Here is a 17,532-nt window from a genome sequence, read left to right on the forward strand (position 1 = left end):
TGATGATGCCACTTTACCTTGACTTTAATGCAACAAGCCCTGTTCATGATGAAGTGTTAGAAGTGATGGTTGAAGCTTACAAGAATAATTTCGGAAACCCCGCCAGTAGGACGCATCATCACGGGCATCAAGCAAAACAACTAGTGGATAATTCACGCAAAAATATCGCTGCGGTTCTTGGGGTGGTCCCCAATGATATTATTTTTACTAGTGGCGCTACTGAGAGCAATAATCTGTCCATTCTTGGGCTTGAGGAATTCGGTGTAAAACAAAATAAAAAGCACATTATATCTACAGTTATAGAGCACAGTTCAATTTTGGAACCACTAGAGCATCTATCCAAAAAGGGCTTTAAGATTGACCTTGTTCCAGTGGATTCATCAGGAAGGGTTTCAGCTGAGGATATTATAAACCGTGTTACAGACGATACCTTACTAGTTACTATTATGCATGCTAATAATGAAACTGGGATTATCCAACCCGTGAAAGAAATTGGCGATGCCCTGGTTGACCGTGACGTATTTTTTCATATTGATGCAGCTCAGACCTTTGGAAAGCTTGTTGATGAATTGCAAGAAGTAAAATACGATCTTTTAAGTATAACAGCTCATAAGATATATGGACCCCAGGGAATTGGTGCGCTTGTTTTTCGGAATAAAAAATATAAGCGTCCACCAATTACTCCATTGATGTATGGTGGGAAACAAGAAAAAGGACTAAGGCCGGGTACCTTGCCTGCTCCGTTAATTGCAGGGTTTGGTAAAGCAGCAGAGTTGATATTATCTAATTATTTAAATTGGGCCAAGGCTGAATTGATTATTAGACAAAGTATTATAGAACAGCTTAAAGAAGTAGAATATACTATAAACGGTGACATTTCCTTATGCTTACCGAATTGCATTAATATCAGCTTCCCTGGAGTAGACTCGGAGGCGTTAATGTTATGTGTTAGACAAAAATTATCGTTATCAAATGGATCAGCATGCACCTCATCTGAATATAAACCAAGCCATGTTTTATCCTCAATGGGAGCACTAGCTGAAAACAGTGTAAGGATATCTTGGGGACCTTACTTAGAAAATGTTGATTTATCAGAAATGATACTTTTTATAAAAAAAATTATTTAGATTAAAAAGAAGCTGTGACTTACATAACAGCTTCTTTTACTAATGTTGAGAATAACTTTTCAAAATAACAAATAAGTTCAATAATCTTCGGATCTTGTTGAATTTTTTGATCAGAAATATAATCAGTGTCACTTATTATTACCTTGTTAGTTTTTCCTGGCTTTTTTAATTGTCCAGCAATCCCTATGCTCATCTTTTGAGTATCGGACGAATGTTTTTTAGGTATGTATGAACTGTTTTTTTGTAAAAACGTCTCTATATCTGTGAATAGTGGCTCATGATCTTTAATCATAAGGGGAAGTACAACATCTTCAAGTTTCCCCATCCCATCTCCTTTTTCAAAAATGTAACAACCCAAGAATAACTCTTTATTATTTTTCTCCTCATTACAGATAATATCTAAATTAGATATTTCTTTAATTAATGGGAGGGTTTTGCTATACTCTTCTTTAAAAATATTTACTACAGATTCAATTCCTTTGTCGTCTGCATCATTAGTAAAAACAAAGGAGATATTTGTGATTTCAGTATCAGTTGCTGGTACTTCTAGAATATCAAGGTACTTGCCTATTAAGTCCCGTACTCTATCGTGCTTAGTATTTCCTCCAACACTGTATAATAACACAATTATTTTATCCTTATAGAGTATATCCATAGGCAGTAGCGGGTAGTAATTTTGTAAATTTAATTGGTTTAAATCATGTTTTTCTATTGCGTTCTTGAAAATTGCATTTAGTGGATAAGGTGCTTTGCCTATTTTTTCTCCATAATTTCGAAAATTCATAGTTCGTAAAACCCTGTATATAAAAGCGACGTCGTGGGGACCTTCACATAGAATTAATACTACTTTCATAAGCCACCTCTAAGATCCAAGTCAAGATTCTCAATCAGCCTTGCCAAACTAGGGCCAGAATAGTAATTTGAAGTTATTTGGCTGTTCTCATAGTTAAATCTATAAGCAGATATGAATGAATTAGTCAAACAGTTGTTAACCAAAGCATTAATGCATTCTTTGCTATGAGAGGTAACAAAAATCTGCACATTAAATATTTCAGCAAGCTCACCGATGAATTTAGAGAATTCGACCAATAGGGAGTGGTGTAATGCATTCTCTAATTCATCAATGAATATTACTCCATTCTCAACTGCGGCAAATTGAAGAGATATGTGGAATATCCTCTGGAAACCTTCTCCAAAATTTGTGATATCCACTGCTGATTTGAAATTTTTATGGTTTACAAGGAAACGCTTCATCTCCCCTGCTAATTCTATATTTTCTATTCCGCTGTCTAATCGTGAATTAATAAACTTAACTATACGTTCGATATTTCGAGTTTCTACACTTTTTTCATGTAATCTGATTAGTTCTTCCTGATTTTGCATTGAAAAGGGAGTTGTGTAGGTTGAGAAACATAATTGATGTATTTTATCATAGAAGATTTCATTTTCTTTCTCGATAAAAAGTCTTGATTGCGTAGTGAATGTTCTATCCTCTACGGTTGCTATTAAATTCAAAGAAGTGATATACGAGTTTTTATTTAGATTATTAATACTTTCTTCTTCTTTAACTAATTTTGTTGATATAGATTTACCTTCGAAGTTACCAGATATATTAATTTCATCAGGAATAACGGAAGAAAGCCATGAAAAATCTAACTCATCATGAAATTTTCCTCTTCTTCTAAATACATCATAGTAACCGAAAATATCATTTAATCGCGTAAGAAAGTAAAGGGCTTCTAAAAAACTAGACTTACCCGTATTATTGATTCCAGCAATAATATTGATCTTATTCAAATTTTCTACTCTAAAGTTCCTGAAGAGTTTATAGTTTTCAATGTTTACAGAACAGAAATGATTTGTTACTTTTTCAATAAGTGTATTCTTTAACACTACAGTATTTTTACTAAAATCGTTGCCTGTTTGAGGAGATATACTAATTGCTTCAAGTAACTCTTGCTTATCTTTATAGTTTAAAGCTTTATCAACTGATTTAGTATTTTCCATATACAGAAGAGTTCTTTCGTCATCCAAAATTGAGCGAAGATTTCTTATATCGGTGTAGTTTTTGATTATACGTTCACCGGGAGAGTTATCACCGTTAGTGTTATCGTCTAAATCTTCTTCATCAATTGATAACCAATTAAACAATCGATTAAGGTTCTTACTATTACTTGCTTTTAAGTTTTCCTCATCCCATTCAATCCATGCTCTAAGATTCGGGCTTTTGATAATTTCTTCAAAAATTGTGTACATATCTGGTTTAAATTGCTCCCCGAATTCGCAGATTCGGAACTGATCTATTAAACCTAAAGTTCTTAGTGCACGTTTAATAGTTCCTGATTTAATCCCTAGAGTATCTGCAACGTCCTTCTCATTTAGTTTTTTCTCATGAATTAAATAATGGAGATATTTTGCCTGATTCCAAGCAGGCCAGCTTTTTGTACCGCTTATATGTTTTAGGCCCATAATAATTTGATAATTTTCAAGACTTTTTTCTGAATAGACCACGACTGGGATTGTAGAAAAAATGCTAGGATCTAGCCCTCCAATATCTAAACCAAGTTTATAACGTTCGTATAAAACTTTTAATGTAGAGACACGACGATTACCTTCGATTACTTCATATTTGTCTTCTGATAAATTAGTTACCTGGATTAAATCTACAGGCAAATACCCATTTTTTGTAAAACTCAGAAGCAAATCATCTATGTTTTCATTTTTGTTCCCTGTAACAAGAATTCTTGTTCTAGTTTGTAAAACAGGGTCAGTTATATCTTCAATTTTTTGTCCAAATTCAATCTCATGAACTAAGCGGAAATTTTTGGGATCTAGATATAGATTATCAATGTGGACTTCTTTGTGCTCATAAGCTTTATCCATCATTAGGGTGCAACCCTCCTTTGTGATATTAATATAATAGTAGCATTTTCCATTCGGTTATGAAATGGATATATTCAATTATAGCCTTATATGATTAGAAATAACCCATAAAAACCAATATGTTTTATTGTTAGAATATAGGCTGAATATCTAGGAATCTTAAAGCCTTTACTTACTATAAAGCCTAATTATGTTATTTTGTTGATGAATTATGTCAACAAACAATAAATCAATTTTGTTACGATGCATGTAGAAGGGTTAACTTATAGAATCTAAGCGATTCAATTCAATAAAATATTTACAATAACTCCATCGATCATTCAATTCACACCATTGTTAGTTTCAGGAAAATACTTTATCAACATAAACCAAAAGTATATATGAGAATTAATTTTAGAATAAGTGTCCTATTCATTATTTCAGAGCTACGTATACGAAAATCTCGTAATATTTTCACCCTGTTCCTCCACATATAAATAAGCGAAAATACGATCAGTGGCCAAGAACATCGAGGCACATGGGATGGGTTACTTCGCCTATTAAGTGTACCTATCCCAACTTATTCCTCAATGATCTTTCCACAGGAAGTTGCGGGGGCCGTTAAGGTCATCCGCATGATCCCAAATTATAGTGTAGGAGTAGATTGAGATGGCGATCGTCCAAGTGAGATCCACGAATCCGCAGTTCTCGTATTTAATTAAGAAAAATCCGAATTCCGGCATGATGCTTCGCTCGATCCGCAGAGGTATGACGTACGGATGGTACACCGATGACCAGACCTATAACGTTTATTTTAAAGACGCAGACAATGAAATTTCCTATAAACAGCATGAGCAGGAGAATTTCGAATATCTAAATGTATCGAGGTACAACACGCCGTTATTTCCTCTTAATGCTATTAATGAATTCTTCTCCGCGCCGCTTAAGGCACAAGACGAACGAGATGTAGAGGGTTATGAGCATACCTTCTTTATTAATATGATACATATCGAACTGATCCGGTATATTGAGTTTTTCGAGAAACATTTGAAAGATTTCTCTTTCGAAATCACCCACCAGGCCCATAAGAGCTATTCGCTCACCGTTACGACGAAGGAGAGCCTGTATCAGCTGCTGCATGCGGTCAGTGTATTATGCTTATTCCTGTCCATGTTCGGCAACGAGTACATCGATATCTCGGACAGCATTCTAGATAAGTACATCAAGAGCATGAATGTGATTGATGCACCATTCTATATTCGTAGCCTGTTCGTACGGAACTTCTTGTCTTCAAGAGATCGGTTTCATAAATACAAGGCAGAGCTTGAGAAAACGGAGCGATATGACATTCAGTTCGCCTACGGAGGTACGGCACTGCAGCGAAGAAATTATATCGGAAGCGCACTGGCTTTTGACAAATCGATCTTGGATGTAGGGTGTGGAGAGGGATTCTATGCGCTCCCTTTTGCGGGGAAAATAGAAGGCAGCTACTATGCGGTGGATATCCATGAGGAGTCTCTGGAGAAGGTAAGGCGTAAAGCTGAGGCCAGGGAGATCGATAACATCGTCATATTCGGCTCGATCGATCAGTTCCTGGAAAGCTATAACGGAGAGCAAGTCGACGTGATTCTTACGGAGGTTATTGAACATATGAGCCAGAATGAGGCCAAACTGCTGATCCATCAAATCTCCGCGCATGTCGATTTTGACAGATTTATTATCACGACGCCTAACGCCGATTTTAATATCTACTATGAGCTGAACGATTTCCGTCATGACGACCATAAGTGGGAAATGGGCGAGGAATCATTCCAGCAGTGGATGCGCGATGTGATTTAGGATACGAATCTGCATGCTGAATTTGTAGCCGTTGGCGATGGCGTCAACAATATCAAGACGACGCAGGGCGTCATACTTAAGAGAAGGGGGGCCTGAACCATGGATATTCAAACGAAAATTCATACGATTTTCATGCTGATCGGGTCTACCGAATGCGGCAAAACGACGTTCGCCAAGGAAGTACTAATTCCCGGGTTGCGTTTTGAGGATGCCAGCCGGAATGTTAGGGGCAACGTTCAATATTTATCCTCAGACCAGATCCGCCAGGAGGTTCTTGGCTATGAATACGATAAGTATGACCAAGTGATGCTCGAGGCTAGCGAACAAGCTTTTCACCTGTTGTTTGAACGGTTGAAGATGGCAACGTCTTTTCCGATCAATGCAGAGTTTGTGGTCGTTGATACAACTGGGTTGTCGGAGGATTTCCGCGCAAAGGTGAAGGAAGTTGCGTTTCAGAACAATTACAACCTTGAGGTCATTGTCTTCGATTATCGCAAACGGGAAGATTATTATGCCTCGGAGCGTTCGAAGAAATTGATTACGAATCACATTAACCGTCTGAAAAAAGAAGTTCTCGGTTCGTTATCTCGCGAAGGATACGGCAAGATTCATAAAGTGCGCGCCAAGGATTTTTATCTGCCCGAAGAAGGAAGAGCGAACCCAGAATACAACATTGTCATCGAGGATTTGGATTCTTATTTATCGACTGTTCTGCCACAGGATCAGCAATATATCATCATTGGGGATGTCCACGAATGTGTGGATGATCTGAAAGGGCTGCTCCTCGACCACGGGTACAAGATGGATGCAGGCAAGCTGGTTGTAACAGATAAGCTGAAGCATACCAAGCTCATTCTCGTTGGGGACTGGATTGATAAAGGCAAACAGACGCAGGACATCGTTCAGTTTTTATATGATAACCAGGAGCACTTCTACTTCGTGCTAGGGAATCACGAGAACTTCGTCGACAAGTATATCAAAGGTGAAATAAAAGGCGTCGATCAAGAGTTGCTCCATACGTATTTTGATTCAACGCAAGTGTTATTGAACGATTCGGTGCTACTGGATAAATTCCAGCACCTCGTGTCGATTTCCAAACCGTTCTATCGGTATGTAGGCGTCAACGGTTCGTCCTTCTATGTCACACATGCCCCGTGCCGGAATAAATACATCGGGAAGCTGGATACGAATTCTATTCGACATCAGCGGAACTTCCGAATCGATCGGGAGGCGCCATTGGAGGGTCAACTTGCATTTCTGCAGGAGGAAGCGGTCAGAAATCATCCGTATCACGTGTTCGGTCACGTTGCAGCCAAGCAGTCTTTCCAAATCGGCAACAAGCTTCACATCGACACGGGAAGCGTGCATGGTAACCTATTAACTTCCGTCAGTATCTCGTATAAGCCGTTTATGAAGTCCCACAAATCCCACCAAGCGGTGATTACTGAGGAATTGCAGACTTTATTCAAGCAAGAGCGAAAGGTATCCATGCAAGACCTTGCAGAGGACGATATCCGCAGACTCCATTATTGCTCGCGACACAAAATCAATTTCATCTCAGGTACCATGTCCCCAGCGGATAAGGACGACGAGACGAATGAGTTGGAATCCTTAAAGTGTGGACTCGAATATTTCAAAGAACGCGATGTCCAGCAGGTTGTTCTGCAGCCGAAATATATGGGTTCGAGATGCAATATTTATTTGCATAGAGATCCGGAGCAATGCTTCGCTGTCAGTCGCAACGGTTACAAAATCAATCATGTGGATTTATCGGAGATCTACGGTGAGCTGCTGCAAAAGTTCGGTAGCTATATGGAAGAGCAGAAGATTGCCATGATGATTCTAGATGGAGAGCTTCTTCCGTGGATGGCGCTTGGCGAAGGACTGATCGAAAGACAGTTTAAGCCTATTGAAAAATCGCTGGAGACTGAGCTAACATTCCTACAGCAAAACGGTTTTGAGGAAGCCTTTCTTAAGCTTATGACTGAGTACGAGGCGAGTGGTTTTGAACAAGATCAACATCATACAGCCAAGTCTGTGTTAAGTGATAAGTACGGCTCAAGCGTATACCAAAACTATAAGTACGCCCATGATATTCGGGGAACGTATGTCCCATTATCCGAGCACATGAAGGCTTATCAAACGTATAGAAGACAGTTGGAGCTATATGCGCAAGACGAGGCTATGAAGTATAAACCGTTTGCCGTGTTGAAAATCGTATATGATGACGGGCAGGAAGAAGTTCCAGAATGGAAGACCAGCGAGATGTATGCTTTTCTCTCGGAAGATGAAGCGATCACATTGGATCTATCCGAGCCGGACGGCTTGGAGCGAGCTGAACGTTACTTCTCGAAGCTTACGACGGAGAACCATATGGAAGGGATCGTAATCAAACCGGAGATAAGGAACGGAAAAACGGTACCGTATATGAAAGTGCGTAATCCCGATTATTTGTCCATCATTTACGGATATGACTACAAGTTCCCGCATAAATACCGTAAGCTGCTTAAACAAAAGAATGTCAATCCAAAGCTTCGTACTTCACTCAAGGAGTACCAATTGGGGATGCAAATGCTAGCGGTACCATTTGATGCAATTACGCCTGAGCATGAGGCTTATAAAGAGATCGCTGCTAATCTACTGTTCGAGGTTGCACAGGAGCGGGAGATCGATCCGCGTCTATAACAGGGATGAGGTGTCTGACTTAGAGTCGGGCACCTTTCCTTTGTACAAAAGATGTGTAAATCTATAATTCTCCTATCTCTTATTTTTCGAAACAAGTATAATGCTCAATACTTCAGACTTTAGTGAAGTGCAACACGCGGCCAATTTAGGCGGAGACTCGGACACGATTGCCTAGGGCCTGGCGGGGGTGTATTGGGTATATAGCAAGATTCCATCGGTGTTGCTGATGGATTATTGATCAAAGATCGACTAGAAGAAGTCATTTCGTATCTGTATCGTTACGGACAGGAGAGAAAGCCCCCTTCATAAGCATAGAAAAGAAGCTTCGGCAATCATACTCAACGATTGTCGAAGCTTCTTTGTTATGTTCCTATTCCTCAACCAAATACACAATCTCCCGAATATCCTCGCTATTCAGTGCCTCCGCAACTCGCTCAATATGGCTGAAATTAATATTCACCCGCTTGCCATTAGCCAACTCGCTTAATGCGGCATGTCTTACATCGGACAGCCTAGGAAGGTTCTCGTCTGTCCTTCCATTCATTTACTTCTCTAGGATCAATATCTAGAAGCTCGCAGATATGCAAAGCTATGGTCACTGTGGGCGTTGTTATACCATGTTCGATGTTTTGGTAATGTTTCAATGAAACGTTAATAGCTCGACTTAGCTTTTCTTGACTAATACCTTTATGTTTTCTGGCTTCACTTAGATTCAAAAGTAAACAACTCCTAGCTGGTTTTTACCATCGTAACAAAAGTGTGAAATTTAAATAACAAATTATTATTGGCAAATTTTAATACGAGAATTATAATTACTAATTAAGTGAACTGTTAACTTGGAAAGAGGTGAGGATATGGTATCGATGTATGAATAAAATAGTTTTGTGGTCCTAAAGGAAATTTATTCAACTATTTACATGAGATGTCATTGAATAGCAGACAAAATGAGGTGGCAGATATGAATGATACATTTAAAAAATACGAAGAAGCCATCCAAGAAGAACACACACTAATGCAAAGAATCTGCCTGTGCAAAGAACTCATCAACGTTATACTAGAGTATATCTCCAACAAGGCAGATAATATTCATTTGCCTACTGCGGAGGACATTGTGACTGCCATCCATACGATGGGGCAGGATCTCGATACAGAGCTGCTTCATCTGCAGTTAGAAATGGGAGTCCTCGAGAGGGAGATTAAAAGCTTAAGGTTACAGAAAGAATACCTCTAGATGCCTCGATGCGTACGCTGGAGACTATATGGAAGGGATCGTGATCAAACCGGAGATATGGAATGGAAAAACGGTACCGTATATGAAAGTGCGGAATCCCGATTATTTGTCCATCATCTATGGATACGACTACAAGTTCCCGCATAAATACCGCAAGCTGCTCAAACAAAAGAATGTTAATTCAAAGCTTCGTACTTCATTCAAGGAGTACCAGTTGGGGATGCAAATGCTAGCAGTACCATTTGATGCAATTACGCCTGAGCATGAGGCTTATAAAGTGATCGCTGCTAATCTACTGTTCGAGGTAGCGCAGGAGCGGGAGATCGATCCGCGTCTATAACAGGGATGAGGTGTCTGACTTAGAGTCGGGCACTTTTCCTTTGTACAAAAGATGCGTAAATCTATAATTCTCCTATCTCTTATTTTTCGAAACAAGTATAATACAATTAATGGAATTGTTATGATAGCATTGGGAAGCGAAGGAGTAGTTATGTTAAATCAAGTTATGGAACAAAGCTTAAGCAAATTAATGACGAAGATTCTGCGGCACACACCGGAGGATTTTGGAGTTCTCTTGGATCCTGAGGACAGTTCATGTCCGCTAGATTCGTTATTGGAAGCCCATTCAAGCACAGCCTAAGTGGTCGTTGGTTAAAATGGAAGATATAGAGCAGGTGGTCCGTAATTCAGAAAAGCAGCGTTTTGAAATCGAAGGCAGCCGCATCCGAGCAAGGTACGGTCATAGTCATGCCAAAGTCCAATATGCCCCGGGTGAGCCTCCGGCCATTCTATATCATGGAACGAATAAGAAGGCTCTTTCGTCGATCTTGAAGGAAGGGCTGCGACCGATGAGCCGGCAGTATGTGCATTTGTCGGAAGGCACCCATTTTGCAACGCTGGCAGGGAGCCGCAGGGGAGAGCTTGTCATTCTCAAGGTAGACACCGCTCATGCCAAGCAGTTAGGAATTACATTCTACTACGCAGGGAACGAAGTATGGCTAGCTGACCGGGTGCCGCCTACAAGCTGCTCGGTCATGGAGCCCTAGGAAAAGGAGCAATTATAATCATGAATCATCCAATCATTGATATCGGTGTCAATTTGATGCATCGTTCGTTTCACCAAGATCGAGAGCAAGTGGTTGAAAGAGCGGCAGCGAATAACGTTTCACCTCTTATCCTTACAGGAACGAGTCTAAGGAACAGCGTCGATGCGGCTCGATATGCAGGCCGTTACAAAGGAAAATTGTATTCTACAGCAGGAGTTCATCCGCATGATGCGAAGAGCTGCGACGATCGGACGATCGCGAAGCTCAGAGAATTGGCGGCGATGCCACAGGTTGTCGCAATTGGCGAGTGTGGTCTAGACTATAACCGGGACTTCTCGCCGCGGGATGTACAACGGAAATGGTTCGCTGAGCAAATTCAATTGGCGCTTGAGCTGAATATGCCGTTGTTTCTACATGAGCGGGACGCATTCACGGATTTTACGGCGATGCTGAAGGAACATGCTGTACAGAAGGCAGTGGTACATTGCTTTACCGGGAATCTGAATGAACTGAAGACATACCTGAATATGGGACTCTACATAGGCATTACAGGATGGATTTGCGATGAGCGGAGAGGGAAGCATCTGAGGGACCTGGTCCGCATCATCCCACTCGACCGATTGATGATCGAGACGGATGCGCCGTTCTTAACCCCGCGCGATCTGAAGGAGAAGCCGGCAGACGGACGCAATGAGCCTGCATTCTTGCCGCATATTTTGGAAGCTGTAGCACGATGTACGGGTAAGACGGTAGAAGAGGTGGCGAAGGCTACGACGGAGACGGCCGTAGAGTTTTTCCGAATTTGATACATCTCAATGAAAACAAGAAGCTCAAGCATCGGTTTCACAAGCCGACAGTTGAGCTTTTTTTCTATGTACGAATATTCGAATTTCATGATCCTTACGAAGATCGTTCCTCATTGACTGTAGCGGTAGCGACGCCATATCGCTCCAACGCTTTCGTTGACGCCTTTAGCATCCTTCTTTTTAAATAATCTCCCTCGATCACCCGAACACGTTTCCCGAGAAAACGAATCTTGGAAAGCAAATACTTCATTTCATCTCCTAGCAGAGAGACTCTGATTCGATAGGTATCATGATCCAGATCATACTCGACACTTTTTTCGAAGCTGGAGAAGGCGTAGAGGATGCGGGACAACTCTTCGTTATACATTGGAATAATCTCGATGACCACTTCACTTTTGCGCGAATCCAATGTGTTACCGATTTCCTGAAGGATGCTCTCTGCAACTGATTGTCGGATCGATTCTTCTGTAACCTCATGAATATGCTTCAGCCGGGTGCTCATAAAGGCGTTATATCTGGTGTGGTACCATAGCAAATACCATTCTCTCTTGACCATGGAATATTCCAGCTTATACGGAAAACCTGAATGGTCTGTTTTCAATCGTCCGCTCTTAATCTCGTAAGTGATGCGAATTCCCGTCTTATTCATAATGTGCCGACGTAGTGTGGGCAGGAGCGGGTGATACACCTGTTTCTCCAGACTGCGGGCTTTTTCAATCAAATGAGAGGAGGTATCCATCACTTGATCCGACGCAAGGATGGAACGTAACTTGTTCAACGTGTCTGCAGTGAAAGCCTCGGCAGCCGCAGGATGTTCAAGCATCGTCTTCAGCCATGCCCGTTCATGCGAGGTGACCATGAAGGTACCGGAATCCTCCAAACGTGAGATGATCTGGTGGTTAAATATTTTCTCGAACAGGTTCATAGTAGGCTTGAATCTCCTTCCACTCGGCAATCATTTCCCGCCGGAGCTGCATAGGCTCTAGAATCTCGCAGCTGGAACCGAAACTGCGCAGCCATGGCTTGATTTCGGTCGTCCCGTTCACGGTAATTTCGTAGATAAACGCATGTTCATCTTCGGAGACGATCTGTCCCCACTGTCCCTGCAGCATGACTCGGTCCTTGACGAAGTTTGGTTCGGACCCACCCGGATTATAGAATTTAGCGCGTACCGTCACCGGTCGTCCCGTATCGATGAGCCAACTATACTGCATTTTGGCGGCAAGTTCGGTCTTCTTTTCTTCACACCATGCCTCGTCCACAGATTCATCCTCTTCGATTTGCGTGATCCCTTCGATACGGTATTTGCGGATTCCCTCTCTGCCATAGGCAAGCAAATACCATCTACCATACTGATGATCGTACACAATCTTAAGCGGGAGCGTCTTCTCGGTTTTGCCTTCCGTATCCCGTTCAAATAAGGGGTTGGTATTCTTGGAGGCATAGCTTTTCTCGGACTTCGGCGAGAAGTAGAGAAAACGGACCTTCCTACGGTGACGGATCGCATGCAGCAGCGTGAACAGATGCGCCTCATCCAATATGCGTGAGTGATAGTGATATTTATATAAAAATGGCTCGACGGCATGCTGCTCGACTTGATTGCGCAAGAGAAGCTTCTTCAGTCCGTCACGCAGCAGATAACCTTGAACAGAAGGCACCTGCGTATTCGCCATGACGTCGACAAAATCATACAAATCGATAAGCTCTTCATCCGATAAGCTGCGAACCAAGTCATCCTGAATGCGATAACGGTAGGGGCGAGGTCCAGGCTCTTTCTTGATGACTCCGACCTCCTCCAAGTATTTGAGATCGGACCGAATTGTCTTCTCATCAGGGAGTGGAAGATCCGAAGATAGGCTGTTGCAGCATACATCCAAGAGCTCCATTGCCGTCAGAGCCTGCTCATTCATCGCACCTAGCAGCAGCGAGATTCGTTGACTTTCGGATTCCTTGACGGATTTGGCGCGGAACAGGAACAAGAGCAGTGGATCGGTGGTGTCATAGTAGCTGTACCGAATCGTCTCGGATAATTCCTTACTCTGTTCTTGAGGCAAAACCTGATGCAGCGAGCTGACGACTTCTTTGAGCCGTCGTATTGTTTTATCGAATGTGTGGACGGAAATGCCAAGCCGTTCTGCGAATTGCTGTCTACTGAAGGCACCGCTGGTCAACACAAGCATACGTAGGAATTGGATTTCTTTATCAAAACTTTCCTTAGCCAATGGGATCCCCCGTTCAAATGAAACATCTTATACTATTGTATCAGGGGAGATACTTGGGTGAAATGGAAAACTTTATGGGCAGTCGTAATACTTTCGCCATGTTCGTTCGGGTTGAAATGAGCGATGATAGAACCTGTAAGACGCACGGAGCAAGGTGGTAAACGCCAGATGGCGTTTCATCATACATTGTTTCTTATTCGGACGGTCGTAACGAGGCGAGGATATCGAGGTATCCCGCAGTGCCGCGCATGGTATGTGACTGTATCCTGTACGGTCGGATCGGTAAGGAACCAACATTTGGGGTTCGATTCCCCAATCGCCTGTGGAGCGATTTTGGTAGCATACTCGACTTCCAATCGAGCGAAAATTATTCAAAAGACCAAAAGGATAGAATCCCTAGCGGCTATTTTAAGCGCACTGCAGGAAGGCTTTGCAGTCCGTGGATACCGATGGAGCGAAATTTCTGGAAGTTCTCTTGGATGGAAGAATAAGTAGTGCGGCTGAAGCAGGGTCACGCTCTTATTCCAAAATCCTTGCAAACGAAGGATGGATTGCTCCGCTAAAGCGAGATTCCGCCAGAACGCAGTGGGATTCTAAGTCCATTGGTCGAACTATTTAGGGGGTTAACAATGATGATTACAAAAGTAACGATTCAAGCAGACGAACGCGGTTTGCTATTTGATAAAGGAAGTTATGTGAAAAAGCTGATGCCGGGGACGTATCGCTTTTCCATGTGGTCTAAATCCACCGTTGTGGTGATGAATATCGCTAAACCGTTCCATGTGGACGGAAAAGATCTGAAGTTGTTCCTTCATGACGAGAATCTCGTGCGTGAGCTCGATATTGTGCGGGTGCAAGATCATGAATACGTTCTGCACTACGAGGACGGACAATACGTACAATTGCTTAAGCCTGGTACCTACGCCTATTGGAATATGCTTAAAAAACATACCTTTGTGCATGCGGATATCCGACAACCTGAATTGCCTGTCGAGGTTAATCGTTCAATTATATCGAAGCTTACTGCCAATGTGCAGTCCTACGAAATCGCGAGTTACGAATCCGGATTTTTGTTCTATGACCACGTTCTACAACGAGAGCTGTCTCCTGGTAAGTACTACTTCTGGAGAGGTCCAGTCTCGACAATGGTTAAGACGATTGACCTAAGACAGCAACAAATGGATCTGATCGGCCAGGAAATCATGACAGAAGACAAAGTCACGCTGCGTTTGAATTTCGTCTGCCAGTACAAGATCGTGAATCCACTGCGCGCGCTAGAAATGAAGTCATTCGACGACCAAATCCATATCCAGCTTCAGCTTGCGCTTCGGGAATATGTCGGGGCTCTAAAGTTGGACGATCTATTGAGACGCAAAGAGGACGTAGCGACGTTCGTACTTACTCGACTGCGGGAGAAGGAGGAAGAGTTCGGCGTGCAATTTCTGAGTGCAGGGGTGAAAGATGTCGTCTTGCCGGGGGAAATGCGAGATATCTTGAACACCGTCCTGCTCGCGGAGAAGAGGGCACAGGCGAATCTCATTACGCGTCGCGAAGAGACGGCCTCGACCCGAAGCCTGCTTAACACCGCGAAGCTGATGGACGAGAATCAGACGTTGTTCCGGTTGAAAGAGTTGGAATTCCTCGAGAAAATATGCGAGAAAGTCGGGTCCATCTCACTATCGGGCGGCGGGGATCTGTTGGAACGTCTGAGTGCACTTATTGGTGAGAGGAAGGCTACGAGCAAGTAGTGAACACCATGCGGATGAGATTTTCCGATCCGTGCTGAGAGAAATATGGGAAAAAGGGTGATAAAAACAATGGTTATTTTCTTCAATAAAGCAACACGGTCGCCTTGGGAAGGGAAGGCTTCCATTTACGCATATATTCGTGATCAAGGGGAACATGTTGGCGATTCCTTGCCGGATGACGAGGAATACTGGTCAGACAGTCCAATCAGGTGGGTAGCCGGCGGAATGGATGGAGCATTAGGGCATCATGCAGGGAGCAGTGACGTGCCAAATGAGGCGCACGAGCTTGCGAACCTATTGGCGAAGCACTCCAGGAAACCGAATAACTCAACGAGAAAAGAGCTTTATGCTAGAGTTGTGACGGCTCAAGTAGGGGGCATGATGGACGCCATCTTGGACGAGGTGCGCAAACATCCCGGCATCCAAGCAGGTGTTGTTTTCGACGAGGCCAGATGGTTCGTTGAGCATGCGGCACATCGTAATGTCGTTAAATTCGGAATTGCGCTTTTGGGACTCTTTCAGAACGAACAGGTTAAAGAACTGCTTCTTACGCTTGGTAGACATGAAGAATTTACACTATATTCCGCAGTAGCGATTCAGAATGGGATGGAAGACAGTAACGAGGTTCTCTTTGAGCTAGCTCAACATGTCCATGGTTGGGGGAAGATAAATCTCGTCGAGAGACTCGAGCCGAATACAACAGAAATTAAAGATTGGCTGCTTCGACATGGCTGCCAAAATAGTATCATGAACGAATATCTAGCCTGTATTTGTGCGAGAAATGGAGATTTGCGAGAGGCTCTCGTACCGGATCAGGTCGACCGAGAATTATTTGAAGGAGCGTCTACGATCATCGAAGCGTTGTTGTATGGCGGTCCTGCCGAGGATATCGATGATTATGAACATGCGCCACAGGTGCTATCTGATTACGTGAGGCTGTCCGGGGAAATGTGCTCAACCACCAAGCATCTATCTGTCATGTTGAACATTCGAGACTTCTTAGATCAGGATGAGGAGAAGTGGGAAGGGCGGATGTCAGCGGGATGGACAGCGCAGGCAAGAGGCGATATTCATGATGCTTGTCAATTCATCATTGGTGATTCCAAGTGGAGCAGCTTAATTATGGATGCGGTCAGCTCTAATGACTCACAGAACCGCTACTATGGCGTGGCTTGTGCGGAAAAGCTCGGCATGGATATTTGGGAGACGCTCTATAGCCAATTAGCTGTAAATCCGCTTCAAGACGCACATTACCTTCAGCTCATGAAATCGAATGATCCCGCTAGAATTCAGAAGTTGGTTCATTTTGCTACGGAACATTTGCCGCTGCCGCAGATTGCTACAGGCCCTGGGGATGAAATGGGATTCGGCAAAGAATATGAAGCGCATAGAAGCTTGGACACCATTCTGCAAAGCTTGGATTCGTTCGAGGGGATGGGCAAGGAGCTGATCCTTACCGGACTGAAAAGTCCTGTGATCCGGAATCGGAATATGGCGATCATGGCGCTAGAGGGGTGGAACGTTGCTTCTTGGGGAGATCAGCTTATAAAAGCAGTTATACATTTATCAGGTATAGAGCCCGATGATTCTGTAAAAGAGCGACTTCAACAGCTGCGGACGGAAAAAGAAGTATGATTACCAAGGTTATTCCTATATAAAAACGCAAGCGCCGGGCTCCCCAGTCCGGCGCTTATGCTTATTTTCTTTTATAGAGTTTTTCCCATTTCTTGGTCACTTCTGCCCGAGTCCGTCGTTGGTCCCTCGGATTAGTTGAAGTTTCCCATTCGTGACGCCGTAAAGAAGAATTGGTTGCACGGAAGTAAGATATGAATCTACGGCTCCATCCAATCATCAAAGTATGGTACGATTTGGATAGTGAGCATTTTTAGTTCCACATAGGGATTGGATGGTGTCGTGATGAAAGATGATCCATTATTCAATAGAATCAAAGGCGGACTATACGGCG

12 protein-coding genes and 3 pseudogenes are annotated in these 17,532 nt (G+C 42.8%); 9 read left to right on the forward strand and 6 right to left on the reverse strand.

The genetic code is table 11. The features are described from left to right. Positions 1-2: 2 nt before the first annotated feature. Entirely contained in the window at positions 3-1,127 is a 1,125-nt protein-coding gene (locus GCU39_RS28630; protein ID WP_227793671.1) for a cysteine desulfurase family protein, read from the forward strand. A gap of 19 nt (positions 1,128-1,146) precedes the next feature. On the opposite strand, the gene GCU39_RS28635 is transcribed toward GCU39_RS28630, so the two are convergent. Next, positions 1,147-1,980, reverse strand: coding sequence for a DUF3226 domain-containing protein (locus tag GCU39_RS28635; RefSeq protein WP_152396592.1), 834 nt, complete (start codon positions 1,978-1,980; stop codon positions 1,147-1,149). Beyond that, positions 1,977-4,013: an AAA family ATPase gene (locus tag GCU39_RS28640; protein WP_152396593.1), complete on the reverse strand. Its 2,037-nt coding sequence runs from the start codon at positions 4,011-4,013 to the stop codon at positions 1,977-1,979. Before GCU39_RS28640 ends, GCU39_RS28635 begins: the two co-directional genes overlap by 4 nt. A 645-nt stretch (positions 4,014-4,658) precedes the next feature. Between GCU39_RS28640 and GCU39_RS28645 the strand changes: the two are divergent. Then, a pseudogene (locus GCU39_RS28645) lies at positions 4,659-5,924 on the forward strand (class I SAM-dependent methyltransferase). A 3-nt stretch (positions 5,925-5,927) separates the two neighbouring features. Further along, positions 5,928-8,513, forward strand: a complete 2,586-nt coding sequence (locus GCU39_RS28650; protein ID WP_152396594.1) for a metallophosphoesterase — start codon at positions 5,928-5,930, stop codon at positions 8,511-8,513. A 370-nt stretch (positions 8,514-8,883) separates the two neighbouring features. Here GCU39_RS28650 and GCU39_RS28655 read toward each other — a convergent pair whose 3' ends face one another. Together GCU39_RS28655 and GCU39_RS28660 are read right to left on the reverse strand one after the other, a co-directional pair. Further along, entirely contained in the window at positions 8,884-9,057 is a 174-nt protein-coding gene (locus GCU39_RS28655; RefSeq protein ID WP_152396595.1) for an eL19 family ribosomal protein, read from the reverse strand. Continuing rightward, positions 9,026-9,229 carry a helix-turn-helix domain-containing protein gene (locus tag GCU39_RS28660; protein ID WP_152396596.1) on the reverse strand — a complete coding sequence of 68 codons (204 nt, stop codon included), beginning with the start codon at positions 9,227-9,229 and terminating at the stop codon, positions 9,026-9,028. Before GCU39_RS28660 ends, GCU39_RS28655 begins: the two co-directional genes overlap by 32 nt. Before the next feature lie 242 nt (positions 9,230-9,471). Here GCU39_RS28660 and GCU39_RS28665 point away from each other — a divergent pair, with 242 nt between their 5' ends. The 4 genes and pseudogenes from GCU39_RS28665 to GCU39_RS28680 all read left to right on the forward strand — a co-directional run bounded on the left by GCU39_RS28665 (position 9,472) and on the right by GCU39_RS28680 (position 11,596). After that, a complete protein-coding gene (locus GCU39_RS28665) occupies positions 9,472-9,744 on the forward strand; it encodes a hypothetical protein (RefSeq protein WP_152396597.1) in 273 nt (90 codons plus the stop codon). A gap of 28 nt (positions 9,745-9,772) precedes the next feature. Beyond that, a pseudogene (locus GCU39_RS28670) lies at positions 9,773-10,084 on the forward strand (metallophosphoesterase); the annotation flags it as partial. 150 nt (positions 10,085-10,234) lie between these two features. After that, positions 10,235-10,790, forward strand: a pseudogene (locus tag GCU39_RS28675) (RNA 2'-phosphotransferase). Positions 10,791-10,810: 20 nt separating this feature from the next. After that, positions 10,811-11,596 (forward strand): TatD family hydrolase, encoded by a 786-nt coding sequence (locus GCU39_RS28680; RefSeq protein ID WP_152396598.1) that lies wholly within the window; start codon positions 10,811-10,813, stop codon positions 11,594-11,596. 94 nt (positions 11,597-11,690) lie between these two features. On the opposite strand, the gene GCU39_RS28685 is transcribed toward GCU39_RS28680, so the two are convergent. Further along, entirely contained in the window at positions 11,691-12,521 is an 831-nt protein-coding gene (locus GCU39_RS28685) for a WYL domain-containing protein (RefSeq protein ID WP_152396599.1), read from the reverse strand. Next, a complete protein-coding gene (locus GCU39_RS28690; RefSeq protein WP_152396600.1) occupies positions 12,496-13,818 on the reverse strand; it encodes a helix-turn-helix transcriptional regulator in 1,323 nt (440 codons plus the stop codon). The genes GCU39_RS28685 and GCU39_RS28690 overlap by 26 nt, the downstream gene beginning before the upstream one ends. 632 nt (positions 13,819-14,450) lie before the next feature. Here GCU39_RS28690 and GCU39_RS28695 point away from each other — a divergent pair. Both GCU39_RS28695 and GCU39_RS28700 read left to right on the forward strand, forming a co-directional pair. After that, positions 14,451-15,566 (forward strand): slipin family protein, encoded by a 1,116-nt coding sequence (locus GCU39_RS28695; protein WP_152397479.1) that lies wholly within the window; start codon positions 14,451-14,453, stop codon positions 15,564-15,566. A 69-nt stretch (positions 15,567-15,635) separates the two neighbouring features. Beyond that, complete coding sequence (locus GCU39_RS28700; RefSeq protein WP_152397480.1) at positions 15,636-17,201, forward strand: limonene hydroxylase; 1,566 nt, start codon at positions 15,636-15,638, stop codon at positions 17,199-17,201. The last annotated feature ends 331 nt before the right edge of the window (positions 17,202-17,532 follow it).

Source organism: Paenibacillus guangzhouensis, from assembly GCF_009363075.1.
GTDB classification, from domain to species: domain Bacteria; phylum Bacillota; class Bacilli; order Paenibacillales; family Paenibacillaceae; genus Paenibacillus_K; species Paenibacillus_K guangzhouensis.

Coding starts and splice junctions, on each gene's coding strand:
- GCU39_RS28700 (WP_152397480.1), top strand. CDS start 15,636: ATGGTTATTTTCTTCAATAAAGCAACACGGTCGCCTTGGGAAGGGAAG.
- GCU39_RS28655 (WP_152396595.1), bottom strand. CDS start 9,057: ATGAATGGAAGGACAGACGAGAACCTTCCTAGGCTGTCCGATGTAAGA.
- GCU39_RS28685 (WP_152396599.1), bottom strand. CDS start 12,521: ATGAACCTGTTCGAGAAAATATTTAACCACCAGATCATCTCACGTTTG.
- GCU39_RS28695 (WP_152397479.1), top strand. CDS start 14,451: ATGATTACAAAAGTAACGATTCAAGCAGACGAACGCGGTTTGCTATTT.
- GCU39_RS28630 (WP_227793671.1), top strand. CDS start 3: ATGATGCCACTTTACCTTGACTTTAATGCAACAAGCCCTGTTCATGAT.
- GCU39_RS28680 (WP_152396598.1), top strand. CDS start 10,811: ATGAATCATCCAATCATTGATATCGGTGTCAATTTGATGCATCGTTCG.
- GCU39_RS28635 (WP_152396592.1), bottom strand. CDS start 1,980: ATGAAAGTAGTATTAATTCTATGTGAAGGTCCCCACGACGTCGCTTTT.
- GCU39_RS28665 (WP_152396597.1), top strand. CDS start 9,472: ATGAATGATACATTTAAAAAATACGAAGAAGCCATCCAAGAAGAACAC.
- GCU39_RS28650 (WP_152396594.1), top strand. CDS start 5,928: ATGGATATTCAAACGAAAATTCATACGATTTTCATGCTGATCGGGTCT.
- GCU39_RS28640 (WP_152396593.1), bottom strand. CDS start 4,013: ATGATGGATAAAGCTTATGAGCACAAAGAAGTCCACATTGATAATCTA.